At 70.3% G+C, this 26,662-nt stretch carries 26 protein-coding genes; 7 read left to right on the top strand and 19 right to left on the bottom strand.

Annotated features, from left to right (window positions below):
• Positions 1-28: 28 nt before the first annotated feature.
• From ASG51_RS14010 to ASG51_RS13955, 12 genes are all read right to left on the bottom strand, one after another.
• On the bottom strand, positions 29-1,237 hold the full coding sequence (locus ASG51_RS14010; protein WP_056352676.1) for a divergent polysaccharide deacetylase family protein: 1,209 nt from the start codon (positions 1,235-1,237) through the stop codon (positions 29-31).
• A gap of 138 nt (positions 1,238-1,375) precedes the next feature.
• On the bottom strand, positions 1,376-2,698 hold the full coding sequence (locus tag ASG51_RS14005) for a S41 family peptidase (protein ID WP_056215148.1): 1,323 nt from the start codon (positions 2,696-2,698) through the stop codon (positions 1,376-1,378).
• Positions 2,698-4,020: a peptidoglycan DD-metalloendopeptidase family protein gene (locus ASG51_RS14000; protein ID WP_244480150.1), complete on the bottom strand. Its 1,323-nt coding sequence runs from the start codon at positions 4,018-4,020 to the stop codon at positions 2,698-2,700. The genes ASG51_RS14005 and ASG51_RS14000 overlap by 1 nt, the downstream gene beginning before the upstream one ends.
• 29 nt (positions 4,021-4,049) lie before the next feature.
• Positions 4,050-4,550 (bottom strand): 23S rRNA (pseudouridine(1915)-N(3))-methyltransferase RlmH, encoded by a 501-nt coding sequence (rlmH, locus tag ASG51_RS13995; protein ID WP_056381396.1) that lies wholly within the window; start codon positions 4,548-4,550, stop codon positions 4,050-4,052.
• Positions 4,551-4,566: 16 nt separating this feature from the next.
• The gene (gene rsfS, locus ASG51_RS13990) at positions 4,567-5,010 is read right to left on the bottom strand and encodes a ribosome silencing factor (protein ID WP_082501367.1); all 444 of its coding nucleotides are present in this window, start codon (positions 5,008-5,010) and stop codon (positions 4,567-4,569) included.
• A 63-nt stretch (positions 5,011-5,073) separates the two neighbouring features.
• Positions 5,074-5,697: a nicotinate-nucleotide adenylyltransferase gene (locus ASG51_RS13985; RefSeq protein WP_056381394.1), complete on the bottom strand. Its 624-nt coding sequence runs from the start codon at positions 5,695-5,697 to the stop codon at positions 5,074-5,076.
• A 30-nt stretch (positions 5,698-5,727) separates the two neighbouring features.
• Positions 5,728-7,026, bottom strand: a complete 1,299-nt coding sequence (locus ASG51_RS13980; protein ID WP_056381595.1) for a glutamate-5-semialdehyde dehydrogenase — start codon at positions 7,024-7,026, stop codon at positions 5,728-5,730.
• Between the two features lie 108 nt (positions 7,027-7,134).
• Positions 7,135-8,271, bottom strand: a complete 1,137-nt coding sequence (proB, locus tag ASG51_RS13975) for a glutamate 5-kinase (protein ID WP_056215418.1) — start codon at positions 8,269-8,271, stop codon at positions 7,135-7,137.
• Positions 8,272-8,347: 76 nt separating this feature from the next.
• The gene (gene obgE / locus ASG51_RS13970; RefSeq protein WP_056381391.1) at positions 8,348-9,382 is read right to left on the bottom strand and encodes a GTPase ObgE; all 1,035 of its coding nucleotides are present in this window, start codon (positions 9,380-9,382) and stop codon (positions 8,348-8,350) included.
• A 159-nt stretch (positions 9,383-9,541) separates the two neighbouring features.
• On the bottom strand, positions 9,542-9,808 hold the full coding sequence (rpmA, locus tag ASG51_RS13965; protein WP_056179428.1) for a 50S ribosomal protein L27: 267 nt from the start codon (positions 9,806-9,808) through the stop codon (positions 9,542-9,544).
• 39 nt (positions 9,809-9,847) lie between these two features.
• Positions 9,848-10,162 carry a 50S ribosomal protein L21 gene (gene rplU / locus ASG51_RS13960; RefSeq protein ID WP_056215136.1) on the bottom strand — a complete coding sequence of 105 codons (315 nt, stop codon included), beginning with the start codon at positions 10,160-10,162 and terminating at the stop codon, positions 9,848-9,850.
• Between the two features lie 223 nt (positions 10,163-10,385).
• Positions 10,386-11,918, bottom strand: coding sequence for a helicase HerA-like domain-containing protein (locus ASG51_RS13955; protein ID WP_056381388.1), 1,533 nt, complete (start codon positions 11,916-11,918; stop codon positions 10,386-10,388).
• A gap of 148 nt (positions 11,919-12,066) precedes the next feature.
• On the opposite strand from ASG51_RS13955, the gene ASG51_RS13950 reads away from it, so the two are divergent.
• Both ASG51_RS13950 and ASG51_RS13945 read left to right on the top strand, forming a co-directional pair.
• Positions 12,067-12,501, top strand: a complete 435-nt coding sequence (locus ASG51_RS13950) for a DUF2267 domain-containing protein (RefSeq protein ID WP_274534728.1) — start codon at positions 12,067-12,069, stop codon at positions 12,499-12,501.
• A gap of 215 nt (positions 12,502-12,716) precedes the next feature.
• Positions 12,717-13,763, top strand: coding sequence for a GNAT family N-acyltransferase (locus tag ASG51_RS13945; protein ID WP_056275567.1), 1,047 nt, complete (start codon positions 12,717-12,719; stop codon positions 13,761-13,763).
• A 12-nt stretch (positions 13,764-13,775) separates the two neighbouring features.
• Here ASG51_RS13945 and ASG51_RS13940 read toward each other — a convergent pair whose 3' ends face one another.
• From ASG51_RS13940 to ASG51_RS13925, 4 genes are all read right to left on the bottom strand, one after another.
• Positions 13,776-14,867, bottom strand: coding sequence for an acyltransferase (locus ASG51_RS13940; RefSeq protein ID WP_056381386.1), 1,092 nt, complete (start codon positions 14,865-14,867; stop codon positions 13,776-13,778).
• Positions 14,868-14,951: 84 nt separating this feature from the next.
• A complete protein-coding gene (locus ASG51_RS13935) occupies positions 14,952-15,815 on the bottom strand; it encodes an SDR family oxidoreductase (RefSeq protein ID WP_056381384.1) in 864 nt (287 codons plus the stop codon).
• Entirely contained in the window at positions 15,812-16,957 is a 1,146-nt protein-coding gene (gene queG, locus ASG51_RS13930) for a tRNA epoxyqueuosine(34) reductase QueG (RefSeq protein WP_082501377.1), read from the bottom strand. Before queG ends, ASG51_RS13935 begins: the two co-directional genes overlap by 4 nt.
• 68 nt (positions 16,958-17,025) lie before the next feature.
• Entirely contained in the window at positions 17,026-17,718 is a 693-nt protein-coding gene (locus ASG51_RS13925) for a glutathione S-transferase family protein (RefSeq protein ID WP_056215114.1), read from the bottom strand.
• Positions 17,719-17,973: 255 nt separating this feature from the next.
• Between ASG51_RS13925 and ASG51_RS13920 the strand changes: the two genes are divergently transcribed.
• The 5 genes from ASG51_RS13920 to ASG51_RS13900 all read left to right on the top strand — a co-directional run bounded on the left by ASG51_RS13920 (position 17,974) and on the right by ASG51_RS13900 (position 23,074).
• Complete coding sequence (locus ASG51_RS13920) at positions 17,974-18,777, top strand: undecaprenyl-diphosphate phosphatase (RefSeq protein WP_056352881.1); 804 nt, start codon at positions 17,974-17,976, stop codon at positions 18,775-18,777.
• A gap of 169 nt (positions 18,778-18,946) precedes the next feature.
• Entirely contained in the window at positions 18,947-20,806 is a 1,860-nt protein-coding gene (locus ASG51_RS13915) for a methylmalonyl-CoA mutase family protein (RefSeq protein WP_056381382.1), read from the top strand.
• A 66-nt stretch (positions 20,807-20,872) separates the two neighbouring features.
• The gene (locus ASG51_RS13910) at positions 20,873-21,259 is read left to right on the top strand and encodes a hypothetical protein (protein WP_056381380.1); all 387 of its coding nucleotides are present in this window, start codon (positions 20,873-20,875) and stop codon (positions 21,257-21,259) included.
• 173 nt (positions 21,260-21,432) lie between these two features.
• Entirely contained in the window at positions 21,433-21,864 is a 432-nt protein-coding gene (locus ASG51_RS13905; protein ID WP_056275555.1) for a hypothetical protein, read from the top strand.
• A gap of 154 nt (positions 21,865-22,018) precedes the next feature.
• Entirely contained in the window at positions 22,019-23,074 is a 1,056-nt protein-coding gene (locus ASG51_RS13900; RefSeq protein ID WP_244479581.1) for a sensor domain-containing diguanylate cyclase, read from the top strand.
• 14 nt (positions 23,075-23,088) lie between these two features.
• On the opposite strand, the gene ASG51_RS13895 is transcribed toward ASG51_RS13900, so the two are convergent.
• The 3 genes from ASG51_RS13895 to lepA all read right to left on the bottom strand — a co-directional run bounded on the left by ASG51_RS13895 (position 23,089) and on the right by lepA (position 26,639).
• Positions 23,089-23,781: a L,D-transpeptidase gene (locus ASG51_RS13895; RefSeq protein ID WP_056215097.1), complete on the bottom strand. Its 693-nt coding sequence runs from the start codon at positions 23,779-23,781 to the stop codon at positions 23,089-23,091.
• 190 nt (positions 23,782-23,971) lie between these two features.
• The gene (locus ASG51_RS13890; protein ID WP_082487559.1) at positions 23,972-24,817 is read right to left on the bottom strand and encodes a glycosyltransferase family 2 protein; all 846 of its coding nucleotides are present in this window, start codon (positions 24,815-24,817) and stop codon (positions 23,972-23,974) included.
• Positions 24,818-24,833: 16 nt separating this feature from the next.
• Complete coding sequence (gene lepA / locus ASG51_RS13885) at positions 24,834-26,639, bottom strand: translation elongation factor 4 (RefSeq protein WP_056215406.1); 1,806 nt, start codon at positions 26,637-26,639, stop codon at positions 24,834-24,836.
• Positions 26,640-26,662 lie beyond the last annotated feature (23 nt).

Raw genomic sequence — 26,662 nt, 5'->3', positions numbered from 1 at the left:
CCCGGCCCGATCCATTACTCCGGATGTCTCAGGGCTTGGCGCTGGTGAGCCGGGTACTTGCGCCGCTCCCACGCAGGGCGACGCTGACGGGAACGAGGCGGATGCCGCGCGCCTCCGCCTCGGCGGCCCAGCGGGCGATTCGATCGATGCTCATCGGCAGGGCAGAGGCGGAGCCGAAGGCGAAACCCTTCTGACGCGCCTGCGCTTCGAGCCGGGCCAGTTCCCGGTCAATGGCCTCGGGTCGCGCCAGGGCGTCGAGGACGATCTCGGCCCGGGTGAAGGGCACCTTCCCCTTGGCGGCCAGCGCGGGGGCGATCGAGCGCGGGGAGGTGCCGTCGTCGACGAAGCCGAGGCCCCGGGCCCCGATCTCGCGCAGGACCGGCTCCAGGGCAGCCGGATCGCTGGTGAGCTTCGCACCCATGTAGTTGACGATGCCGACGAAGCCCGAGAACCGGCTCATCACCCAGCTCAGGCGATCGAGATTCTCCGGCGGGCGCGAGCTGGTGAGAAGCGTCTGGGGACCGGGATCGCTGTCGGGATAGTCGAAGGGCTCCATGGGCACTTGGAGCAGGGCCTCGTGTCCGGCCTCGCGGGCCCGGGCGACGGTCCGCTCGAGGTCGCTGCCATAGGGCGCGAAGCCCAGGCTGATCGCCGGGGGTAGGCGGGTGATGGCGCTGGCGGTCGCCGCCTGGCCGATCCCGAGGCCCGAGACCAGGATGGCGATGCGGGGCCCGGAACCACCGGGATCCGGACGTGCGTAGACGTCGAGAGGGCGCAGGCGCCCGTCGCCGAGGCGGGGGATGTTGCCGTGGCGGCCGCGTTCGACGAGCCGCGGATCCGGAGCGGCGCTCAGCTTCACCGGGGTCGTGGACGGAACCTGGATGACCACCGCATCGGTGGGGGCGGCCGTGCCCGTCGGGCGAACGACGGTGACGCCGGAGGCGGTCTCGACGTCGCTGGCGCTGCTTGGACCGGATTTCGCGGCCTCGGGCTTCGATGCCTGTACAGCAGGCTCCGGTAAGACCGGTTCGCGGAGCGCGATGACCGCCACGGCGCTGGGCTCGCCGCCCTCGGGATCCCCGGCCACGACGAGGATGCTGGCGCCGAGCACGAAGCCCCCCACGAGGCCGCCGAGCACCATCGGGGCGGTCACCCGCACCTGCCGCAGCGCCCGCAGACGCTGGCCGGCGGTCGGCTTGCCGCCGAGCGGACGGGTCAGGATGTCGTCGGTGGCCACGCGCAGCCGCTTCCCCAGGCTCCCGGACCGGGGATCGCTGAGGGACTGGCCGAAACGGCCACGGCCCCCAGCGTCGGTCCTGAACCGACATTGGGGGCCGCCATGGTTAACGCTTCGCTAAAGCGCCGCGGATCGCGCTCAGTTCGGGACGGCGGCCTTAGGCGTGTTGGCCGCGCCCTTCTGGATCCCACGCAGGAAGTCGAAAGCGGCGATGAGCTGCTTGTCCTTGGCCGGGTCCGGCGGGACGTAGGCGGACGAACCGCCGCGCTCCTCGACGTCCTTCTGCTTCAGGTGCCCCTTCAAACCGGCCTCGCCCTTCGTCTCGTCCTTGCCCTTCAGCTCGTCCGGCACCTCCTGCAGGATCTCCTGGTCCGGCTCGATGCCCTTGGCCTGGATGGAGCGGCCCGACGGCGTGTAGTAGCGGGCGGTGGTCAGACGCAGGGCGCCGCTGCCGCCCAGCGGAATGATCGACTGCACCGAGCCCTTGCCGAACGAGCGCGTACCGAGGACCGTGGCGCGCTTGTGATCCTGCAGGGCGCCGGCCACGATCTCGGAGGCCGAGGCCGAGCCGCCGTTCACCAGCACGACGATCGGCTTGCCCTTGGTCAGGTCGCCGGCCTTGGCCGAGAAGCGCTGCGTCTCGTCCGGGTTGCGGCCGCGGGTGGACACGATCTCGCCCCGGTCGAGGAAGGCGTCCGACACCATCACGGCCTGGTCGAGGAGACCGCCCGGATTGTTGCGGAGATCCAGCACGTAACCCTTGAGCTTGTCGGCGCCGATGTCGGTATTCAGCTTGTCGATCGCCGCACGCAGACCGTCGAAGGTCTGCTCGTTGAACTGGGTCAGGCGGATGTAGCCGACGTCGCCGCCCTCGGCGCGGGAGCGCACGGGCTTGATCTTGATCACGTCGCGGTTGAGCGTGACCTCGATCGGGTCCTTCGACTCCTTGCGGCTGATCTTCAACTTCACCGGCGAGTTCACCGGGCCGCGCATCTTGTCGACGGCCTGATTCAGGGTCAGACCCTGGACCTGATCCTCGTCGATCTGCGTGATGACGTCGTTGGTAAGGATACCGGCCTTCGAGGCGGGCGTGTCGTCGATCGGGGTCACGACCTTAATCAGGCCGTCTTCCATCGTGACCTCGATGCCGAGGCCGCCGAACTCGCCGCGGGTCTGCACCTGCATGTCGCGGAAGCTCTTGGCATCCATGTAGCTCGAATGCGGATCGAGCGAGGTCAGCATGCCGTTGACGGCCGCCTCGATCAGCTTCGCCTCGTCGGGCTTCTCGACGTAGTCGGTGCGCACCTTCTCGAACACGTCGCCGAACAGGCTGAGCTGACGGTAGGTCTCCGCGGAGGCCGCGACCGCGCTCGTCCCCGAGAGCAGTCGGGTCTGGGTCGCCACCATGGAGGACCCGACGCCGAGGAACGCGCCGAGCAGAACGAGGGAAACCTTGCGCATTATCCGCGAACCTTCTCGCTGGGGCTTTTCGCCCACCAAGGCTCCGGATCGATGGAGCCGCCGTCTTTTCTGAACTCTACGTACAGGACCGGATCGCCGCGATCCGCGGCTGCCGCATCGGCGCCGGTACCGCCCTCCCCCATCGCCGCCACCGGCTCGCCCGCGAGCACGAACTGGCCGACTTCGACGTTGATCTGGTCCATCCCCGCCAACAAGAGATAGTAGCCATCGCCCGCGTTGATGATCAAGAGTCGCCCGTACGAGCGGAACTGCCCGGCGAAGGACACCCAGCCATCGGCCGGTGACGAAACCACGGCCTTCGGCCGTGTCGCGAGCGATATGCCGCGGGTGGTGCCGCCGTTGCCGTCGGGCTGGTTGAAGCTGCGCAGGAGCGCCCCGCTGACCGGACGCGGCAGGTCGCCACGGGTGTCGACGAAGCGCACCTTCGGCGAGAGCCGGGCAGGATCCCGGGCCCCGGCGGCAGCGAAGCGCTCCTGCGTCGCCCGGGCCTCGCGGGTCTCGGCGGCCTTGGCCTCCTCCGCGGCCCGGCGGGCGGAGGCGACCTCCCCCTCCATCCGGTCGAGGAGATCCTTGAGGCTGCGGGCCTGTACCGACAGCTCGGCCGTGCGGGTCCGCTCGGCCGCGAGGCCGCTCTCGACTTCGGCCTGACGGGTGCGGCGCGCGGCGATGAGGGCGTTCAGGCGCTGCTGCTCGCGGGCCCAGCCCGCGAGATCGTTGGTCAATCCTTCGCGATCGGCTGCGATCAGGCCCTTCAGCCTCACGAGTTCGGAGAGGTCGGCGGCAAGGGTCTCGGCCTCGCCGCGCAGTTCGGGCACCACGGCCCCGAGCAGCATCGAGGTACGGATCACGGCGAGCACGTCTTCCGGCCGCACCAGCACGGCGGGGGGCGGCCGCCGCCCCATCCGCTGCAGGGCCGCCAGGATTTCCGCGATCACGCCGCGGCGGGAATCCAGCGAGCGGCGCAAGGCCGCCTCGCTGGCACCGAGCGTCTTCAGGCGCTCCTCCAGCCGGCTCATCCGGACCTCGGTGGCCTGCGCCTGGCGCGCAGCGTCCAGGAGCGCGGTGTTGAGCTTGGCCCGGTCGCCGCCGATGCTGGCGATCTCCGCCTCGTACTTGGCGCGGGCCCCGGTGCTGGCGGTGAGGGCGTCCTCGATGCGCCTGAGGTTCTCGGCGCGACGGGTCTTCTCTTCGAGAGCCTTCTGGACCGCCTCCGGCGTCGCCGGTTCCTCGGCGCGGAGTGCGGCCGGCGTGGCGAGGAGCGGGAGCGCCAGGAGGACGAGCGCCAGCACGCCGCCCCTCATGCCGTCTCGCCTGCGTCGCGTGGCCGGGTTCATCGCTCGTCGAGGTTTCCGCGGTGGTACGGGTGGCCGGCAAGGATCGTCAGCGTGCGATACACCTGCTCCAGGGCGAGGACGCGCACAAGCCCGTGCGGCAAGGTGGCGGCTCCGAACGAGAGGCTGAGTTCGGCCCGGTCCCGCACGGTGGTGTCCAGGCCGTCGGCGCCCCCGATGGCGAGGACGAGGACGGAGCGGCCCGCATCGCGCCAGGCGCCGACGCGCGTCGCGATGGTCTCGCTCGTGAGATCGGCGCGGCCGCGCTCGTCATAGACCGCCAGCGCCACGCCGGCGACCGCATGGGCGAGGATCGCAGCTCCTTCCTCGACGGCGCGGTCCTGCGCGCGGCGGGCCCGGCTCTCGGGGATCTCGGCGATGTCGCAGGCGGCGAATCCGAGGCCGCGCCCGAGCTGTGCGGCCCGTTCGCGGTAGCGGGCGGCAAGGTCGCGCTCGGGTCCGGGCTTCAGGCGGCCGACTGCCGCCACGAGGAGGCGCACGAAACGGTGCCGGCGCTCACTCGGCGACGGCGGAAAGGGGACGATCGCTGGTCGGCCGATCGGCGCCCCACATCTTCTCGAGATTATAGAAGCCGCGCACCTCCGGCCGGAAGATATGCAGGATGATGTCGCCGGCATCGATGAGCACCCAGTCGCAGGCCGGGAGGCCCTCGACGCGGGCAGTGCCGAGCCCCTTCGACTTCATCTCCTGCAGGACCCGGTCTGCGATGGCGCCGACATGGCGCTGGGAGCGGCCGGAGGTGATGATCATGGTGTCGGCCAGGGAGGTCCGGCCCATCAGATCGATCTCGATCGTCTCTTCGGCCTTCATGTCCTCGAGGCAATCGAGAGCCAGGCTCCGGAGATCGTCGATCTTCCGGTTGGTGGAGTCTTCGGAGCCGGGGGCTCCGGTATGGACCGCGTCGTTCAGCGTCTGGGTTCCTGCAATCGCCATCGTCATCCCGTGATCGTACCCTGTATGCGGATAAAGTGGAACGTGGCTCTTGCCTTTTCCATGACCGGCCTAGGCACCGTCCCCCGTCCTGGCCCGCAGCGCCGTCGACGAGAGGGTCGAGCGCGGCCCGTGCAGGTAGACCCAGGCCGGGGCCGGCCTGTCGACCAGGGTGGGCGCCTCCGCTTCGGGAAGACGCCAGCGCGCCAGGGCCCGGGCGGCGCGGGCGGCCGGGGCCGTCAGCGTGAAGCCGGGCCGGTCGATGATCGCGATCGGCATCAGGCGCGCGATCTCGGAAAATCCCTGCCAGCGGTGAAATGTCGCGAGGCTGTCGGCACCCATGATCCAGACGAAGCGCACCGATGGATTGCGGCGGGTGAGGAAGCGCAGGGTCTGGCGGGTGTAGCGCGCGCCGATCCGCGATTCGAAATCGGTGACGTCGATGCGTGGATGGTCGGCGACGCGGTCCGCCTCGGCGACCCGCCGGTCGATGGCCGCGAGTTCGCCCCGATCCTTCAGCGGATTGCCCGGCGTCACCATCCACCAGAGGCGGTCGAGGCTCAGCCGCCGCAGGGCGACGAGACTGACATGCCGGTGCCCGAGATGGGCCGGGTTGAACGAGCCACCGTAGAGGCCGATGCGTAGGCCCGGCGCGACGGGGGGCAGGTGCACCGGCCCCGATGCGTCAAGGCGCATTGGGACCCGGTCGGGTCAGGCGAGACCGCGTCAAGGACGCGTCTGCCCGTTCCCGTGGACGCGATACTTGAAGGTCGTCAGCTGCTCGACACCCACCGGCCCGCGCGCGTGCATCCGTCCGGTGGCGATGCCGATCTCTGCGCCGAAGCCGAACTCGCCGCCATCGGCGAACTGGGTCGAGGCGTTGTGGGTCACGATCGCCGAGTCGACTTCGGCGAGGAAGCGGGTCGCCTCGGTCATGTCGTCGGTGACGATCGCGTCGGTGTGGTGCGAGCCGTTGGTCTCGATGTGCTCGATCGCGGCGTCGAGGCCGCCGACAACCCGTACCGAGATGATGGCGTCAAGATACTCGGTGCGCCAGTCCGCCTCGCTGGCGGCGGTGACCCGGTCGTCGACCGCCTGGGTAGCGGCGTCACCGCGCACGGCACAGCCGGCATCCAGGAGGGCGGAGACGAGGGGGGCCAGGTGCGTGTCGGCACAGGCATGGTCGACGAGCAGGGTCTCGGCGGCCCCACAGATGCCGGTGCGGCGCATCTTGCTGTTGAGCAGAACGGTACGGGCCATGTCGAGGTCGGCGCCGGCCGCCACGTAGACGTGGCAGATGCCGTCGAGATGGGCGAAGACCGGAACCCGGGCCTCCGCCTGCACGCGTTCCACCAGGCCGCGCCCACCACGGGGCACGATGACATCGATGCCCCCGTCGAGGCCGGTGAGCATCGCTCCCACCGCGGCGCGGTCGCGGGTCGGCACGATCTGTATGGCGTCGGCCGGGAGGCCGGCGGCATCGAGCCCGGCGCGCATGACGCGGGCGATGGCCATGGCGGAACGGTGACTGTCCGAGCCCGCCCGCAGGATTGCGGCGTTGCCGGCCTTCAGGCAGAGCGCACCGGCATCGGCGGTCACGTTGGGCCGGCTCTCGAAGATGACGCCGATCACGCCAAGCGGGACGGCGATGCGCTCGATGAGCAGGCCGTTGGGCCGCTCGAAGGCCGCGACCTGACGTCCGACGGGATCTGGCAGCGCGCCAATCTTGGCCACAGCGTCCGCGATGCCGTTGAGACGGCCCGGATCGAGGGTGAGGCGGTCGATGAGCGCCTGGGTCTGGCCGGCAGCACGAGCCGCCTCAACGTCAAGGATGTTCTCGGCCAGGATGACGTCGCGCTCGGCGCGCAGGCGCTTGGAGATCAGGCGCAGGGCCGTGTCCTTGGTCTGAGCTGGCGCGAGGGCGATCTGGCGGGCGGCGGCGCGGGCGCGCCGGCCGATGGCGTTCATCTCCTCAGAGAGATCGCCGGGGGGCGCAAAATCGGTTCGCAGGTTCAGAACGGGCACGGCCTTCATCCTCGCGACCGTCGCGGAAAGGGGCGCGGCCGCTATGTGTTCCCGCCCGTCATGCCATGCCGGATACCGTCTCAACAAGCATCGCCGCTGACAGAGCTGCTATTCCCACACCATAGCGAGGTCGTCGCGGTGGACCATCTCGGCCCGACCCGGATGGGTGAGGAGGTCCGCGATCTCCCGGCTCGGCCGGCCGATGATGCGCAGGGCCTGATCGCTGTCATAGGCCACGAGCCCGCGCCCGAGGATGCGCCCGGCCTCGTCGCGGATCACCACCGCGTCGCCGCGGCCGAAGCCGCCCTGGACTTTCGTCACGCCTACGGGCAGCAGGCTCGCGCCGCCCTGGAGGGCCCGCGCCGCGCCGGCGTCGACCGTGAGGATGCCACGCGGCTCCAGGGAGCCGGCGATCCAGCTTTTGCGGGCGGTGACGGGGTTCGAGCCGGACAGGAACCAACTGCAGCGCCCGCCCCGGAGGATGGTGCGCAGGGGATTCTTCTCGCGCCCGTCGGCGATGATCATGTGGGTGCCGCCGCTCGCGGCGATCTTGGCCGCCTCGACCTTGGTGCGCATCCCGCCGCGGGAGAGTTCCGAGGCCGGCCCACCCGCCATGGCCTCGATCTCGGGGGTGATCCGCTCGATCAGGGGCAGGTGGCGGGCCGCCGGATCGGTGTGCGGGGGCGCGGTGTAGAGCCCGTCGATGTCCGAGAACAGCACCAGCACGTCGGCCCCGATCATTGTGGCGACGCGGGCAGCCAGGCGATCGTTGTCGCCGTAGCGGATCTCGCTGGTGGCCACCGTGTCGTTCTCGTTCACGACGGGTACGGCGCGCACCTCGAGGAGCTTCAGGACCGTGGCGCGGGCATTCAGGTAGCGCCGACGCTCCTCGGTGTCCTGCGGCGTCACCAGGATCTGGCCGGCGGCGATGCCGTGATGGCCCAGAGCTTCGGACCAGTGCCGCGCCAGGGCGATCTGTCCGACGGCCGCCGCCGCCTGGCTCTCCTCCAGGCGCAGAGTTCCGGGCGGGTAGCCCAGCACCGTGCGTCCCAGGGCGATGGCCCCGGAGGAGACGACCAGCACGTCGGCGCCGCTCGCATGAAGGTCGGCGATGTCCTCGGCGAGCGCACTCAACCAGGCATGGCGCAGGCGCCCGCGCGTCCGGTCGACCAGGAGGGCCGAACCGACCTTGATGACGATGCGACGGAAATCTTGGAGATTGGGGGGCTGAACGGCGGAGGTCATCGGAAGCGTCGGCGAGAGGACGATGGAGCGCTTGTGACGACCGGTTGCCCGCCGCACAAGACCGGGTTGCCCCTCCTCAGGGTTGCCACGCCTCCGCCGGCCGCGCCTCGGCCTCGGCGAGCTTGGCGGCGTCCATCTCCCGGGCGAGCGACCGCAGGGCGTCCTGCACGCCGAGGCCGGTGGCCGATGAAAGGATGAGGGGCTTCTTCTTCGAGGCACGCTTCAGGCGCGCGACCTGCTCCTTGAGCACGTCCGGATCGACGACGTCGGCCTTCGAGAGCGCCACGATCTCGGGCTTCTCGTCGAGGCCGTGACCATAGGCCTCGAGCTCGCGCCGGACGAGCTTGTAGGTCTGGCCCGCATGTTCATTGGTGGCTTCGACGAGGTGCAGCAGGACCCGGCAGCGCTCCACATGGGCGAGGAACTTGTCGCCGAGGCCGACGCCGTCATGGGCGCCCTCGATCAGGCCTGGGATGTCGGCGAGAACGAACTCACGCTCGTCGGAGCGCACCACGCCGAGGCCCGGGTGCAGCGTCGTGAAGGGGTAGTCGGCAATCTTGGGCTTGGCCGCCGTCACGGTGGCGAGAAAGGTCGACTTGCCGGCGTTCGGCAGCCCGACGAGACCCGCATCCGCGATGAGTTTCAGGCGCAGCCAGACCCATTGCTCGTGGCCTTCCAGGCCCGGGTTGGCATGCTTCGGGGCGCGGTTGGTCGAGGTGGTAAAGTAGGCGTTGCCGAAGCCGCCGTTGCCGCCCTTGGCGAGACGCACACGCTGGCCGACATGGGTCATGTCGGCGATCAGGGTCTCGCCGTCCTCGGCCAGGATCTCGGTGCCGGCCGGCACCTTCAGCACCACGTCGGCACCGTTGGCCCCATGGCGGTTCGAGCCCATGCCGTGCTCGCCCTTCTTGGCCTTGAAGTGCTGCTGGTAGCGGTAGTCGATCAGGGTGTTGAGGCCGTCGACGCACTCGACCCAGACGTCGCCGCCGCGCCCGCCGTCGCCGCCGTTCGGGCCGCCGAACTCGATGAACTTCTCGCGCCGGAACGCGACGCAGCCGGCGCCGCCGTCACCGGAGCGGACATAGACCTTGGCTTCGTCGAGGAATTTCACGGGCGGACTCGGATCGGTTTCGGGCTCGGCACGGACGCGGCGCCGAAACGTCGACGGGCGACACGTTGGACGAAACGACAACGGGGAAGACGGTTTCCCATCTTCCCCGGGATCATCTGGTGGTCGGGCCCGCCTGGCGGAAGGCCCTGGCTCGGCGCCTTACTCGGCGGCTTCCTGCATCGGCACGACGGTGACGAAAGCGCGACCGCGCTTCGTCTCGAACAGCACCCGGCCGGCGGCCTTGGCGAACAGGGTGTGGTCCGTGCCGATGCCGACATTGGTACCGGGATGCCACTTGGTGCCGCGCTGGCGCACGATGATGTTGCCCGGAATGACGGCTTCCGAACCGAACTTCTTCACGCCGAGGCGCTGGCCGGCCGAGTCGCGGCCGTTGCGGGACGAGCCGCCTGCTTTTTTATGAGCCATGGGGAGTTACTCCGAATTCTTGGATCTCAGGTCGGATCGTCAGGCGCTGATGCCGGTGATGCGGACCACCGTGTGATGCTGGCGGTGGCCCCGCTTGCGGCGGGAGTTCTGGCGGCGGCGCTTCTTGAAGGCGATGACCTTCGCGTCGCGGCCGTGGCTGACGATCTCGCCGGTGACGCTGATGCCCGAGAGCAGCGGCGCGCCGACCTGAGTGGCGCCTTCGCCGTTCGTGAACAGGAGCACGTCACCGAAGGTGACGGCCGAACCGGCCTCGCCCGCGAGGGTGGCGATCGTGATGGTGTCGTTGGCGGCGACGCGATACTGCTTGCCGCCCGTCTTGATGACTGCGAACATCGTTCTCTCTTCGTGTTCTCTGCCGGTCTCCCGCTCGCCGCGAAGCGAGCCTGGACCGTCTTCTTGTTCAGGTCATCCGCGACACCGGATCGGGGCTTACTGCCTGGGCCGAGCGCGAACGCGAAACGCGCGGACTTCGTCGAGGAAGCCGCGCGAGAGGCGGTGGATAGGCGAGGACGGGGTGATTTGTCAATGCGGGCGCGAAGCGTCGGCGCCCGACAAGCTACCGCTTCGTCAGGCCGCCCAGCACGTTCCGCAGGATCGCGTTGCCCACCTCAGTCCCGACCTTGCGGGCCATCGAGCGGGCGGCGTTGCCGAGCACCTGCTCGGCGAGGCCGGGGGCCGACCGGCGGCCGCCCTTACCGGCGGGCTTGCCGCCAAGGACGCCCCCGAGCCAGCCGCCGAGCATTCCGCCCAGGCTCCCCTCGGCGGCCTGGGCCCCGTCCGCTCCGCCGTCGAGGCCCTTGCGGGCGGCCAGCATCTCGTAGGCGCTCTCGTTGTCGACCGCTTGGTCGTACTTGCCGCGCACCGGGCTCTTCGCCAGGAGCTCGGCGCGCTCGGCCGGGGTGATGGGGCCGACGCGGCCCTGGGGCGGGGCGATCAGGGCGCGCTCGACGACCGAAGGCGTGCCTTTCGCTTCCAGGAACGAGACGAGGGCCTCGCCGACGCCGAGCTCGGTGATGACCTTGGCGACGTCGAAACCGGGATTCAGGCGGAAGGTCTCGGCCGCGGCCTTCACGGCGCGCTGGTCGCGGGGCGTGAAGGCGCGCAGGGCGTGCTGCACCCGGTTGCCGAGCTGGCCGAGGACCGATTCCGGTACGTCCAGGGGATTCTGCGTCACGAAGTAGACGCCGACGCCCTTCGAGCGGATCAGGCGCACCACCTGCTCCACCGCGTCGAGGAGGGCCTTCGGGGCGTCGTCGAACAGGAGGTGCGCCTCGTCGAAGAAGAACACCAGCTTCGGCTTGTCGAGGTCGCCGACCTCGGGCAGCTGCTCGAACAGCTCGGAGAGCATCCAGAGCAGGAACGAGGCGTAGAGCCGGGGCCGTTGCATCAGCTTGTCGGCGGCCAGGATGTTGACGATGCCCCGGCCCTCGCGGTCCACCCGCATGAAGTCGTTGAGGTCGAGGGCCGGCTCTCCGAAGAAGCGGTCCGCTCCCTGGTTCTCGAGCATCAGGAGCTGGCGCTGGATGGCGCCCACGGAGGCTGCCGAGACGTTGCCGTACTGGCCCGAGACCGCCTTCAGGTTCTCGGTGAGGTAGAGAAGCAGGGCCCGCAGATCCTTGAGGTCGAGGACCGGCCACTTGTTGTCGTCGGCGACCCGGAAGGCGATGTTGAGGACGCCCTCCTGGGTGTCGTTGAGCTCCAGCAGGCGCGCGAGCAGCAACGGCCCCATTTCGATGACGGTGCAGCGGATCGGATGGCCCTGGTCTCCGAACAGGTCCCAGAACACCGTCGGGAACCGGTCGGGCTCGTAGGGGATCCCCAGTTCCGCGGCGCGCCCGACGAAGACCGGCTTGGATTCCCCGGCCGCCGCAAGGCCCGAGAGATCCCCCTTGATGTCGGCGGCGAAGACGGGGACGCCGGCGTTGGAGAACCCTTCCGCCATGACCTGCAGGGTCACGGTCTTGCCGGTGCCGGTGGCCCCCGCCACGAGGCCGTGGCGATTGGCGAGCCGGAGGGTCAGCCCCTCGGGCTTCAGGCTGCCGTCCTTCAGCGGCGCCTTGCCGACCAGGATCGTGCCATCGTCCTGCATGACCGTCCGTTCCTCTTCGCCGGCCTGGGCGCGGCGGCATCGACCGTGAGGGTTATGGGCCGCGACCGCGGCATTTTCCAGCGCTTCGCGGGCCGGCCTTGATTTCGGGGCGACGAGGCCGGAAGGACAACATCCCGACCGAGCAGCAATCCCGGCCGCGCGGAACACCCGGCCACCCAGGAGCCCGTTTGAGATGGAAGAGTTGATCGCCCGCGTGACGAACCGGACCGGCCTCGACGCCGCCACGGCCCAGACCGCCATCGGCCATATCCTGGCCTTCCTCCAGAAGGAGGGGCCCGCCACCGAGGTGAGCCAGCTGCTCAGCGCCCTGCCGGGATCCGAGACCACGATCGCCGAGGCCAATGCCGGCGAAGGCGGCGGCGGCCTGATGGGCATGCTGGGCGGCATGATGGGCGGCGGCGGCGTCATGGCGCTGGGCCAGAAGCTGATGTCGGCCGGTGTGCCGATGGGCCAGATGCAGCCCCTCGGCCAGGAACTGTTCGCCTACGGCCGCGAGAAGGCCGGAGAGGACGTGATGGGACCGATCGTCGGCTCGATCCCGGGTTTGAACCAGTTCGTCTGAGTCCATTCGTGTGCGATCGGCGGGCCCGGTCCTTCGGCGACTACCCATCGGGCGGTCGCCGAGCTGCCGGGTCCTTCCCGTTGCAAACCTCTCTGGCTAAACGGCAATCCGTGTCATAAAAGCGTGTGGGCTTCGTGATGTTGTGACGTCCCGAAGGCACGAGGCCAGGGGCTCCCGCGGAGCCGCCTCGGTGTCCCGACAGGGCGGATTGGACGATGGTCCCGAACTTTGCGCGCGATGCCTCCATGGCGTGGCTCAATGGCTGGGAGGCGCATGTGCACGCCCCCTTCGCCCGGCTGAAGCAGCGCACCGCCGAGGCGGGACGCGGCGGCCTGCCGGCCTTCCATCCCCGCGGTCTGCTGCTCCCGCCCGGGGCGGCGCCGATCCGGTTCAAGCCCCGCTTAAGGAAGCCCCTGGCCGCGCCAGGCCTCCCCCCGACCCTCGGCCGGATCGGTACCCTGGAGGTCCGCCTCGCCACCACCGTCGCGGAGATCCGGCGGGCCCAGCGCCTGCGCTACCGGGTGTTCTACGAGGAGATGTCGGCGGTCCCGAGCGGCTTCGCGATGCTGTCGCGCCGGGACATCGACGATTACGACGCGGTCTGCGACCACCTCCTCGTCATCGATCACGCGGCCGTGAACACCACGCCCTTCGCCACCAAGCCCTTCCGCCGGGCCCGGCCGAAGGTGGTCGGCACCTATCGGCTTCTGCGCCAGGAAGCGGCCGACAGCCACTTCGGCTTCTACACCGCAGGCGAGTACGACATCGCCCCGATGATGGCGGCCAATCCGGGGGCGCGCTTCCTCGAACTCGGGCGCTCCTGCGTGCTGAAGCCCTACCGAACGAAGCGGACGGTGGAACTGCTCTGGGCCGGGATCTGGGCCTATGTCCAGCACCACCGCATCGACGCCATGCTGGGCTGCGCCAGCCTGGAGGGAACCGACCCCGACCGCCTCGCCCTCCCCCTGAGCTTCCTGCACCACCATGCCCGCGCCGCGGAGGGCTGGTGCGCCCGCGCCCTGCCCGAGCGCTACGTCGCCATGGACCGCCTCGCGCGTGAGGCCGTGGATCCCAAGGCGGCGCTGCAGGCGCTGCCGCCGCTGATCAAGGGCTACCTGCGCGTCGGCGCCACCTTCGGCGACGGGGCCGTGGTGGACCATCAGTTCGGCACCACGGACGTCTTCGTGGTGCTGCCCGTCTCGGCCATCGCGGAGCGCTACCGCGACCATTTCGGACCGGCGGCGAACCGCAGGGCCGCCTGACGGCCCATCGGCTCAGGGTCTCGCCGTCCCGGTGGCGGCAAGCCCCGGACGGCCCTCGACGGCGGGGGCCGTCCAGCTTCCGAGGGCACGCAGGAGCGGCCGCTCGAGGGCGTGATAGGCCACGAAGCCGACAGCGACGCCGAGGACCAGTGCCAGGGCGATGAGGAGGTCGGGCGCCAGGCTGTCGCGCGCCACCGCAGCCCGCAGGAGTTCGAACGTGATCGTGTGGGTGAGATAGATCGAGTAGGACGCGTTCCCGAGGCCCTCCAGCGCCGTTCCGATCCGCATGCCGGCGCGCTCCATGAGCAGCAGGCCGCCGACCACGCCGGCGCTCGGAACGCCGAAGATCAGCACCCGGTAGGCGGCCCCCGGCAGGGAGACGGTGCATTCCAGTTCCGAGGCGTGACCGAAGCCGAAGACCAGGTTCAGGGCAAAGCCGATCAGACCGAAGGCCAGAAGATAGCCCGCATCCGTGCGCCCGACGGTGCCGCGCCGGTAGAGCCACGCGAGGCCGATGCCGAAGCCGAATTCGAGGATGATCGGATTGAGGAGGAACAGGGTGAGGTGCTCGGGCCGCACGAGGGCGAAGAGTCCCGCGAACAGGGCGAGCGCCACGGAGAACCGCCCCCTCGGCGTCCAGAAGAGCCAGGCGCGGGCGAGATAGACGCAGAGATAGAACAGCATCTCGAAACAGAGCGTCCAGCCGACGGCGAGGTACGGCATCTCGAAGCCGCGCTCACTGAACGGGATGAACAGCACCGTCGCGGGAATTCGATGCGGGTCGGGCAGCCCGGACAGGAGCGTCAGGCCGACGACGAGGCCGCTCAGGAGCCAGTAATACGGCACGACGCGCAGGACGCGGCGCAGGGCGAAGCGATGCGCGGAAGGCAGATCGACGATGCGCTGCGCCGTGAGGGTGATGATGACGCCGCTGATGACGAAGAAGACGTCGACGCCGACGGCTCCGAAATCCTCGAGGTGGCCGAGGCGGCCCTGAACGGGCTGCCCGGAACTCAGGGTCTTGGCGAGGTCGAAGGCGTGGGCGTAGACGACTAGGCACGCCGCGATTCCCCGTAACGCCTGGAGGGAATGAAGGATTTTCACAGCCTGGTCTCTCGGTGAGGCGGGCCGAGCCGTCGCGATGGCCGATGCGACCGGACCCGGGCGCCCACGGGGCGGGCCGGGCCGCTACGCCGTTCGCGCATCCGCCACGAGGGCGGCCAGGCCCTCGCGGTAGGTCGGATAGGCGAGGTCGACTCCGAGTTCGTCCCGGATGCGGTGGTTCCGGACCCGCTTGTTCTCGCCGTAGAAGCTGCGCGCCATGGGGCTGAGGTCGGCGGTCTCGAAATCGACCTCCGGCGGCAGCGGCAGGCCGGCGAGCTTGGCGGCGTACTCGGTGACGACCTGGGGCGGCGTCGGCTCGTCGTCGGTGACGTTGTAGACCGCGCCGCCCCGGGGCTTGTCGATCGAGGCCAGGAGCGTCGTGGCGATGTCGTCCACGTGGATGCGGTTAAAGACTTGGCCCGGCTTGATAATCCGCTGCGACTTGCCTTCGCGCAGCTTCACGATCGGGTTGCGGCCCGGGCCGTAGATGCCCGACAGGCGGAACACCTGGACGGGTTTGCCGGTCTCGCGGCCCAGCGCCAGCCAGGCCTCCTCGACGGCGAGGCGCCCCTGCGAGCGCCCGCTCACCGGACTGGGAGCGGTGTCCTCGTCGATCCAGGCGCCCTGGTGATCGCCGTAGACGCCGATGGTCGAGAGATAGCCGATCCAGCCGATGCGGCTCTTCGCGATGGCGTCGCGGTATACGCCGAGGGTCGTGTCGAGGTCGCGGACCGGAGGGGCCGAGACGAGGAGCACGTCCGTGTCGGCGAGGTCGGCCGCGATGCGGGGGTCGTCGGAACCCGGTCCGAAGGCCCGCATCGCGGCGATGTCGCCGGGTCCGGTCCGCGCCGGATCGGTGACCGTGGCGCGGACCGCGTCGAAGCGGTCGCGGGCGCGCTCCGCGAAGCGCCGGGCGGTGAAGCCGAGACCGAAGACGAAGAGGTTCATGCAGCAACGGGTCCTGTCGTCTCGGGGCCGTCGGAATCGAGGGCCAGGCGCCACTCGGCCCGGACGGCATCGTCGGTTTCGCCGAAACCCCGGGCGTTGAAAAGGGCCCGCAACCCTCCCGGAGGGACGAGGCGCCCGAGGGCCCACACCGCCATGCCGCGCACGAGGGGCGACGGATCGGACAGGTTCGCCTCGGCCGCCGCGGCGAGACCGGGCTCGCCGGAGTTGCCGATGGCGATGAGGACGTTGCGCAGGAAGCGGTCCCGGCCCGTGCGCTTCACGGGCGTGCCGGCGAAGCGGACCCGGAAGGCAGATTCATCCAGGCCGGCGAGCTCGGCCAGGGGCGGCGCCGCGAGATCGGCGCGGGCGGCCATGCGGCCCTCGGCGGCCACCGCGGCGAACTTGTTCCAGGGGCAGACGGCGAGGCAGTCGTCGCAGCCGAAGACCCGGTTGCCGATGGCGGTGCGGAACGCCGTCGGAATCGGCCCGGCATGCTCGATCGTGAGGTAGGCGATGCAGCGGCGCGCATCGAGCTGGTAGGGCGCCGGGAAGGCGTTGGTCGGGCAGATGTCGAGGCAGCGGCGGCAGGAGCCGCAATGGTCGGCCTCCGGCGCGTCCGGCTCCAGCTCGGCCGAGGTGTAGATCGCCCCCAGCAGCAGCCAGTTGCCGAGGTCGCGCGAGACCAGCACCGTGTGCTTGCCCTGCCAGCCGAGGCCGGCGGCGGCGGCGAGCGGCTTCTCCATCACGGGGGCGGTGTCGACGAAGACCTTCACCCGGACGTCGCCCTTGGCCGAGAGGTAGCCGCCGAGCTCCTTCAGCTTGCCCTTGACCACCTCGTGGTAGTCGCGCCGCTGGGCATAAGCTGCGATGGCGCCCCGGTCGCGCCGGGCCAGGAGGGCCAGGGGATCATGCTCCGGGCCGTAATTCATGCCGAGCATGACCACACTGCGCACCCCCGGCCACAGGGTGGCGGGGTCGGCGCGCTGGTCGGCCCGCTCGACCATCCACTCCATGCTGCCGTGGTGGTCGGCGGCGAGCCAGGCGGGTAGCCTTGCCTTCAGTTCGGGCACGGCGTCGGGCCGGGTGACGCGGACGGCCTCGAAGCCGAGGAGGCGGGCGCGCGCCTCGACGGCGCGACGCAGGTCGGCGCCCGCGAGGACGGTTCGGGGCGCCCTGGTGGCGGCCCGGGCCTGCGGCGTCCGCTTTGGGTTCAAAAATCCAGGTTCGCGTAGTGGTCCGCCGGCGCCATGCCCGGCACCCGGTCGGCCAGCAGGGTGCGGAAGCACGGACGGGATTTCACCCGCGCGTACCAGTCCCTCGCCGTCTCGTCCTCGTCCCATGGCACGTCGCCGAGATAATCCACGCAGGACAGGTGGGCCGCCGCGGCGAGATCGGCATAGGTCAGATGGTCGCCCGCCAGCCATTTCCGGCGGGACATGAGGTAGCCGATATACTTCATGTGGTAGCGCACGTTGGTGCGCGCGGCGCGAATGGCGTTCATGTCCGGCGGGCCGCCGCCGTTGGCGCTGTTCATGAAGCGCTTCGAGATCTTCTCGGTGACGAGGTACTCGGTCACCTCGGCGTTGAACTTCACCAGGAACCAGTCGAGCAGGCGGCGGACCTCAACCCGGGCCGCCGGGGTCTCGGGCAGGAGGCGCCGGCCGCTGAGGCCGAGCCCGCGGGTCTCGTCGAGATACTCGGCGATGATTCCGGCTCCCGGCACGGCGAGCCCGGTCTGCTCCACCAGCACCGGCGTCGTCCCGGCCGGGTTGATCAGCAGGAAGGCTTCGCGCCGGTCCCAGGCACGCTCCTCCATCAGCGTCGGCTCCATGCCCATCTCGGACAGGACGAGGCGGATGAAGCGCGAGTGCGGGCAGAAGGGAGAGTGGTAAAGCGTCGCCATCGAGGCCGTTTCGAACGGGGAGGGTGTGCCGGGGGACGGGCCGCGTCGGTGCCCCGCGGGGATGGTCGGCGGCGATAACACTTATGGCCCGATGATTGCCGCCTCATTAACATGCCTGGCGCGAACGCGATAACCATCCGTCAACCTTGACGGATCAGCCTCGATCCGCGAAGGCCGCGCGAGGTGGATCCACACCCCCCGCTCCGGACCGGCCCGGTCCCCCGAAACACCCCCAACCGTCGAGGCGCTGAGATGATGGATGCGATGGGCATCGCGAAGGCGGTCGTGCTTGCCGTGGTGGAGGGGGCGACCGAGTTCATCCCGGTCTCGTCCACCGGGCACCAGCTCCTCGTCGGCCACTTCATCGGCTTCGAATCGCCCAACAACACCTTCGAGGTGCTGATCCAGCTCGGCGCGATCCTGGCGATCCTGGCCGTCTATTTCCGCCGGCTCCTCGGCATCACCCTGGCGCTGCCCAACGACCCCAAGGCCCGTCGATTCGTCCTCGGAATCCTGGTGGCCTTCCTGCCGGCGGCGATCATCGGCGGGCTCTTCTCGAAATACATCAAGTACTATCTCTTCAATCCCTGGATCGTCTGCGCGACCCTGGTCGCCGGCGGCATCGTCCTCCTCGTCCTCGACGAGACCGACCTCGAGGTGAAGAAGCACGATGTCTTCGACTTCACCCTGCCGATGGACTTCCGGATCGGCCTGTTCCAGTGCCTCGCGATGATCCCCGGCGTGTCGCGCTCGGGCGCCACCATCGTGGGCGCGATGCTGATGGGGGCCGACAAGCGCTCGGCCACCGAGTTCTCGTTCTACCTCGCGATTCCCACCATGGCGGGGGCCTTCGCCAAGGACCTGCTCGACAACTACAAGAACCTGTCGCGGGACGACACCGGCCTGATCGTGATCGGCTTCATCGTCGCCTTCATCTCGGCCTTCATCGTGGTCCGGACGGTGCTCGACTACGTCGCCTCCCACGGGTTCCGGCTGTTCGCCTGGTGGCGCATCATCGTCGGCTCGCTGGGCTTCGCCGGCCTCATCATCTTCGGCTGACGCGCGTCGCCCGGTCCCCGGATCGATCGGGATAAAAAATACAGAACGGGGAGGCGATTGCGTCCGCGCGCCGCCCCGTGCAAGGGCTGTCCGGATAAGGATGTCCGGCCACGCTTGGCTGGCGCCAAGCCGCTTGGCCGGAGCCAAGCATCTGCGGAGGCCAGCCCCGATGGAAGACCGTCCCCTCGCCGACCTGTTTCCGCCCGCGACCCGCGCGCGCTGGCTCGGCCTCGTCGACGGTGTTCTGAAGGGCGGCGACTTCGAGAAGCGCCTCGTCGCGAAGACCGCCGACGGCATCCGCATCGAACCCCTCTACGACGCCGCCGCGCCGGTGGCGCAGCCGGTGCGGGCCCCCGGCCCGTGGCGCGTGGCCCAGCGGGTCGACCACCCGGACGGCGCCCAGGCGAGCGCCCTCGCCCTGGCCGATCTCGAGGGCGGCGCCGACGCCCTCACCCTGGTCTTCGCCGGCGCCCCCTCCGCGCGGGGCTACGGCCTCACCGCCACCACCGCCGCCGACCTCGACGCAGCCCTCGGCAACGTGATGCTGCCGCTGATCGCCACCCGGCTCGATGCGGGCGCGCGCGGAATCGAGGCCGCCTTCCTGATCCGGGACGTGGTCGCGGCCCGCGGCGAGACCCTGAAGGGCCTCGACCTCGACCTCGGCCTCGACCCCATCGGCACCCTGGCGGCCGGTGGGTCCCTGGCGGAGGATTACGGCGCCGAGATCGCCCGCACCCTGGCGGCCTTCGACGCGGAGGGCTTCTCGGGACGCGCCTGCCTCGCCGATGGCCGGCCCTACCACGAGGCCGGCGCCAGCGAGGCGACCGAGCTCGCGGCCGTGCTGGCCACCGCGGTGGCCTACCTGCGCGCCCTCGAAGCCAATGGGCACCCGCTGGAGCGCGCCCGGGAGGCCGTGGCGGTGCTGCTCACGGCCGATGCCGACGAGTTCCTGACCATCGCCAAGTTCCGGGCCATGCGCCGGCTCTGGGCCCGGGTGGAAGCGGCCTGCGGCCTCGACCCCCGGCCCCTGCGCCTCCATGCCGAGACCGCCTGGCGGATGATGACCCGGCGCGACCCCTTCGTGAACATCCTGCGCACCTCCATGGCCGCCTGCTCGGCCGGCCTCGGCGGCGCCGACGCGATCACCGCCCTGCCCTACACGGCGGCCCTCGGCTTGAGCGACGCCTTCGCCCGACGGGTGGTGCGCAACAGCCAGATCGTCCTCATCGAGGAATCGAACCTCGCCCGCGTGGCCGACCCGGCCGCCGGCGCCGGCAGCTTCGAGACCCTCACGGGCGAGCTGACCACGGCCGCCTGGGCCGCCTTCCAGGCCATCGAACGCGAGGGCGGCCTCGTCGCGAGCCTGCGGGCCGGTGCGATCCAGGGACGGATCGCCGCGATCCAGGCGACGCGGGCCCGGAACGTCGCCACCCGCCGCGAGGCCCTGACCGGCGCCAGCGAATTCCCCTACCTCGCCGAGAAGCCCGTCACGGTGCTGGACGTCGCCCCCGTGGCGGCGCCGCCCGCCGCCGGCTTCGGCAGCGGATCGGCCCTGACCGCCCCGCCCCTGCCGTCCCTGCGCCTCGCCGAACCCTACGAAGCCCTGCGCGACGCCTCCGACGCGGCGCTGGCCGCGAGCGGTCGACGCCCCGCGGTGTTCCTGGCCAATCTCGGACCCGTGGCGGTCTTCAACGCCCGCTCGACCTTCGCCGCCAACGCCTTCGCGGCCGGCGGCATCGAGGCGGTGAACCAGGAGGGCTTCACCGATCCGGCGGCCCTGGCCGAGGCCTTCCGGGCCTCGGGCGCCCGCATCGCCTGCCTGTGCTCGTCCGACGCGCTCTACGCCACCCACGCGGTGGAAGCCGCCCGCGCCCTCAAGGCGGCCGGGGCCAGCACCCTGTACCTGGCCGGCAAGGCGGGCGACCTCGCAGCCCCCCTCAAGGCGGCCGGCGTCGACGGCGAACTCCATGCCGGCGGCGACGTTCTGGCGCTGCTGACGGGAGCGCTGGCGCACGCGACGAACGCGTAGGCGCGCAACCCTGGGGCGGTCGCGCTCGTTCTCGGCCCAGTCGAGTCGAAACACGAACGGATTCCCATGCGACGCGCAGCCCTCGCGGTGACCACCCTTGCCCTCCTGACCGCCTCCGCCGGGGTCGCGGATGCCGCCAAGAAGAAGGTCCAGGTGCCCAACCGCTACGACGGCACCTGGAGCATCGAGGTGGTCACCCTCGACGGTCCCTGCGACCGGGCCTATCGCTACGGCGTCCAGATCCGGCGCGGCGAGGCGAGCTATGCCGGCGGCGAGTTCAACATCAACGGGCGCGTCTCGCAGACCGGCGCCGTGCGGGCGGTGATCTCCCGCGGCAACGACGCCGCCGACGTGGTCGGCCGGCTGGGCCGCTCGGGCACCGGCAACGGCACCTGGAACACCACGGGGCTGATCGCCTGCAGCGGACGCTGGAACGCCGAGCGTCGCGGCTGAGGCCGAGCGTCGCGGCTGAGGCCGCGCCCAGGATGGCCCTGTGATGGGCGCGCCACAACCGCGCGCCGATCGTCGTCGGACCGCCCGGTGCCGGACTTCTGCCCTTCTCCGGACCAAATCGCTGGTGAATACTCGCGTCGGATCGAGATCGATTTCGCACGGGGCTTCCGACGATGAAGGCTTTGCTGTTCGGCGCTTTGGTGACGACCTTGGGATGGGGCGCCGCGGCGGAGGCGGCAGGGCGCAATCCGGCGCAACCGCACGGGGTCATGTCCCCCCTCGAGCGGGCGGCGACGGAGTGCTTCGCCGAGACCGTGCTGTCCAACCCCGCCGCGACCCGGCACGCCCGCGCGGGCCGCTGGTACGAGGCCGCCGGCGTCACCGGCTTCCTGTGCCGCCCGGAGGTCGACGCGATGATCCAGGCGCATGATCGCCTCTACGGCCGCGGCACCGGCGCCCGCTACTTCCAGACCGCCTACACCCGCCATCTCGGCCAGCAGCTCGCCGAGCGCCTGCAGCCGATGCTGGAGCGCAAGTCGATGGCAAGCGCCGAGCCGCCGGTCGACAAGGTCGAGGCCCAGGACGGGGACAAGCCGGCCGAATAGGTCGACTCCGCCCGAAACTTCTCCCGCCGATGGCCTCCGTTAACCGGCCTCCCCTTAGCGTGATGACGAGAGGACATCTCGAAGCCGGGACGGCATTGCTGACGATCCGTACCTGCTCCGGGCTGAACACCTTGGCGCGAACGGGGCACGCCGCGTGAGTTCTGACGACGATCCCATCGACCCGCTGCCGACGCCGCACCGCCCGCGCCTGGCGTCCGCCGCCCTCCGGCTGGCCACCCGGGCGGTCGACGCCGCTGCCGCCCAGCGCTGGCGGGACACCGCGACGATCCTGACCCTCCGGGGCGAACTCGCCGCCCAGGCGGCCTTGATCCAGCGCCAGGCCGACGCCCTCGCGGACATGACGCGCATCTTCGAGGCGGCCTCGGCCGAAGCGCGGATCGGCCTCTGGCAATGCGACCTCCCGGACGAGTCCCTGCGCTGGAGCGAGGGGGTCTACGACCTTTTCGAATTCCCGCGCGGATCCCCGGTGAGCCGGCCGGAGACCCTCGCCTGCTACACCGAGGAGGCGCGACGCCACCTCGTGGCCGTTCGAGCGGAGGCGATCGGCCGGCGCTCCCCCTTCACCCTCGATGCCGAGATCGTCGCCGGCCGCGGCAGCCGCCGCTGGATCCGCATCACCGGGTCGGTGGAGACCCGCGCGGGCGTTCCCGTGCGCCTGTTCGGGTTCAAGCAGGACATCACCGAGCAGAAGCTGAGCGCCGACCGCACGCGCTACCGGGCGGAATTCGACCGCATGACGGGCCTGGCGAACCGGTCGGTCTTCGACGAGCGCCTGGCGCAGCTGTCGGAGAGCGGGGCCCTGTTCCTGGTCGACCTCGACGGCTTCAAGGCGATCAACGACACCTACGGGCACGCCGTGGGCGATGTCTGCCTGCAGGAGGCCGCGCGGCGCCTGCGGGCGGCCTGCCAGGAAACGGACCTCGTCGCCCGCATCGGCGGCGACGAGTTCGCCGTCCTCGTGGAGCGGGAGGCCGACGGGCCGTTCTGCGAGGCGATCGGCCGGCGGATCGTCGCGGCCATGCGCGACCCCTACCACCATCGCGGCGTCTGCCTGCGGTTCGGCGCCTCCGTGGGCATCGCCCGGGCCGCCGCCTCGGCGCCGGCGGATCTCTTCACCCGCGCGGACGCGGCCCTCTACGCGGCCAAGGCCGCCGGCCGCGGCACCCTACGCATGGCCCTGCCGCGCTGACGACGCGTCCGCCCTCAGGCGGGCAGGACGACCACCTTCGTCTTCACCGGCGTGCGGGCGTAGAGGTGGATCATGTCCTGGCTCAGCAGGCCGACGCAGCCGCTGGTGATGCCCGAGCCGATCGTGTCGGGCTCGCTCGAGGCGTAGATCGTGTAGAGCGTGTAGGCGCCGTTCTGGTAGAGGTGCAGGGTGCGGGCGCCGAGGGGGTTGTCGAGGCCGCCCGGCATGCCGCGGGCGTACTTGGCCGCCTCGGGCTGGCGCCGGATCATCTCCGCGGGCGGGGTCCAGGTGGCCCATTCGGACTTGCGCCCGACATAGGCGTCGCCGCTCCAGCGGAACCCGTCGCGGCCGACATTGGCGCCGTAGCGCGTCGCGGTCCCGTCGCCCTCGACGCGGTAGACGTAGTAGTTGGCCGGATCGACGATGATCGTGCCGGCGGCCTCCTGGGTCGGGTACGGCACCGTGCGGCGGAAGTATTTCGGATCGACCCTGCTGATGTCGGTGGCCGGGATGGGGAACCTCTCCTCCGGCATCGGGCCGTAGATCTTGGCCGCCTCGGCGCGCAGGACGCCGTCCGAAGAGACGCAGCCGGCGAGCCCGAGGGCGCCGAGGCCGGCCCCCGTGCCGACCAGGAAGGACCGGCGGCTCAGGCGGCCCATTCGCCCGTCCGTCGTGCCGGACTCAACGTTCCTCGTGTCCCTCGTCATCGCAGGCGTCCCGTCTTTCCGTCGCGCGACGGGCCGACAGATCGCCCGGGTCCGCGCGGCCCCTATGGCCAAGCTGACAGTGCCGGTCCCCGGTCCGGCTGGCAAGCCGGGCGCCGGGGGCGGACGTCAATCGCGAGCAGGAACCGACCGATTGCGTCGCGGATGTGGCCGGGCGGGCTCCGGCGGCGCCTCAGCCGGGGGCGTCCGGGGCGGAGCGCTTGGCCCGGCGCAGGAACGGCAGCCCCGTGGAGGGCTGGCCGCGGGTCGCCTCGTGCATCTTCGCGATCCGGATGAAGCGGCCATAGGCGAGGACGCTGGCCATCACGAAACCGTCGAGGCCGGCGAGGAAGAAGCGCCGCAGGATGTAGAACTTCAGGAAGTTGAGGGGGTACTCGAACACCAGCCGCAGGCCGGTCTCGAAGCGCGAGCCGATCGGCTGCGTGTCGGCGGCGAGCTGCCCGACATAGTTCGACTTGGCGATGGCGTGGTTCCAGTCGCGAAAGGTGTGGTGCCAGACCACGGACCGGATCGTCACCGGCTTCGCGTCCGTGGTGATCGCGAGCTTGTCCCAGTTCGGGTTGTCGGTGGTGCGGGCCACCCGCCGGTCGTACAGGTAGATGTTCTCGGTGCAGAAGGCCCAGGGCGAAGGGCGCGCGTGGTGCGGCAGCACCATCGCCTTGCGGACGATCATCAGGGACGGAATGTCGCCCCCCTGGAAGATCCCCCGGATCTCCCGCACGATCTCCGGCGTCAGGATCTCGTCGGCATCGACGCTGAAGACGTGGTCGTGCCGGCAGAGGTCCTCGCCGAAGCGCCGCTGCGGCCCGAACCCCTTCCAGGGGTTCACCACCACCCGCGCCCCGAGGGCCTCGGCGATGGACACGGTGGCGTCCGTCGAACCCGCGTCGATGACGAGGATCTCGCACCGGAGCGGCAGCACCGAGCGGAGGCAGGCCGCGATGCGGTCGGCCTCGTTCAGCGTCCGGATCAGGACGGTGAGCGGGATGGGGGCGTTCGGGTCCCGGTGCGGATCCACGGTCGGGCGGCCCGGCTCAATCGTCCATCTTCAGGGCGGCGATGAAGGCCTCCTGCGGGATCTCGACCTTGCCGAACTGGCGCATCTTCTTCTTGCCCTCCTTCTGCTTGTCGAGGAGCTTGCGCTTGCGCGAGATGTCGCCGCCGTAACACTTGGCGGTCACGTCCTTGGACAGGGCCTTGATGGTCTCGCGGGCGATGATCTTGCCACCCAGCGCCGCCTGGACCGGGATCTGGAACAGGTGGCGGGGGATCAGGTCCTTCAGCTTCTCGCACATGGCGCGGCCGCGATGCTCGGCGCGGGTGCGGTGGACCAGCATCGAGAGGGCGTCCACCGGCTCGGCATTGACGAGAATTGACATCTTGACGAGGTCGCCCTCGCGGTAATCCGAGATGTGGTAGTCGAACGAGGCGTAGCCCTTGGAGATCGACTTCAGGCGATCGTAGAAATCGAACACCACCTCGTTGAGCGGCAGGTCGTAGACCACCATGGCGCGCTTGCCGACATAGTTCAGATCGACCTGGGTCCCACGCCGGTCCTGGCAGAGCTTCAGCACGCCGCCGAGATACTCGTCGGGGGTGAGGATGGTGGCGCGGATCCACGGCTCCTCGATGGCGGTGATCTTCATCACGTCCGGCATGTCGGCCGGGTTGTGCAGCTCCTTGATCGTGCCGTCCGTCATCTGCAGGCGGTAGACCACGGAGGGCGCCGTGGAGATCAGGTCGAGGTTGAACTCGCGCTCCAGGCGCTCCTGGATGATCTCGAGGTGGAGCAGCCCGAGGAAGCCGCAGCGGAAGCCGAAGCCCAGCGCGGCGCTCGTCTCCATCTCGTAGGAGAACGACGCATCGTTGAGCCGGAGCTTGCTCATGGCGCTGCGCAGGGTCTCGAACTCGGCCGCGTCCACCGGGAAGAGCCCGCAGAACACCACCGACTGCACGTCCTTGAAGCCCGGCAGCATCTCCTTGCAGGGGCGCTTGTCCTCGGTGAGCGTGTCGCCCACGCGGGTGTCGGCCACCTCCTTGATCGAGCCGGTGAAGAAGCCGACCTCGCCGGGACCGAGCTCGCCGATATCGGCCATCTTCGGCCGGAACACGCCGATCTTGTCGACGCCGTGGACGGCATCGGCCCGCATCATGCGGATGTTCATGCCCTTCTTGAGCACGCCGTCGACGATGCGCACCAGCACGACGACGCCGAGATAGACGTCGTACCAGCTGTCGACGAGGAGCGCCTTCAAGGGCGCGTCGCGGTCGCCCTTGGGCGGCGGCAGGCGCGTCACGATCGCTTCCAGCACCGCCTCGATGTTGAGGCCGCTCTTGGCCGAGATCGCCACGGCCTCGGAGGCGTCGATGCCGATCACCTCCTCGATCTGGGCGCGGATGCGCTCGGGCTCGGCCGCCGGCAGGTCGATCTTGTTGAGGACGGGCACGATCTCGTGGTTGGCGTCCAGCGCCTGGTAGACGTTGGCCAGCGTCTGCGCCTCGACGCCCTGCGAGGCGTCCACCACCAGCAGCGAGCCCTCGCAGGCGGCGAGGCTCCGGGACACCTCGTAGGCGAAGTCGACGTGGCCGGGGGTGTCCATCAGGTTGAGAACGTAGTCCTTGCCGTCCTCGGCCCTGTATTCGAGCCGCACGGTCTGGGCCTTGATGGTGATGCCGCGCTCCTTCTCGATATCCATCGAGTCGAGCATCTGCTCGCTCATGTCGCGCAGGGCCACGGTGCCGGTGGTCTGGATCAGGCGATCCGCGAGGGTCGACTTGCCGTGGTCGATATGGGCGACGATGGAGAAGTTGCGGATGTTGTCGATGGGGGTCGTTGTCATCGAGGATGCGATCTCCGGCGCGC

It is taken from the genome of Methylobacterium sp. Leaf465 (genome assembly GCF_001424705.1).
Classification (GTDB): Bacteria; Pseudomonadota; Alphaproteobacteria; order Rhizobiales; family Beijerinckiaceae; genus Methylobacterium.
This window is presented reverse-complemented; position numbering and strand designations above follow the sequence as displayed.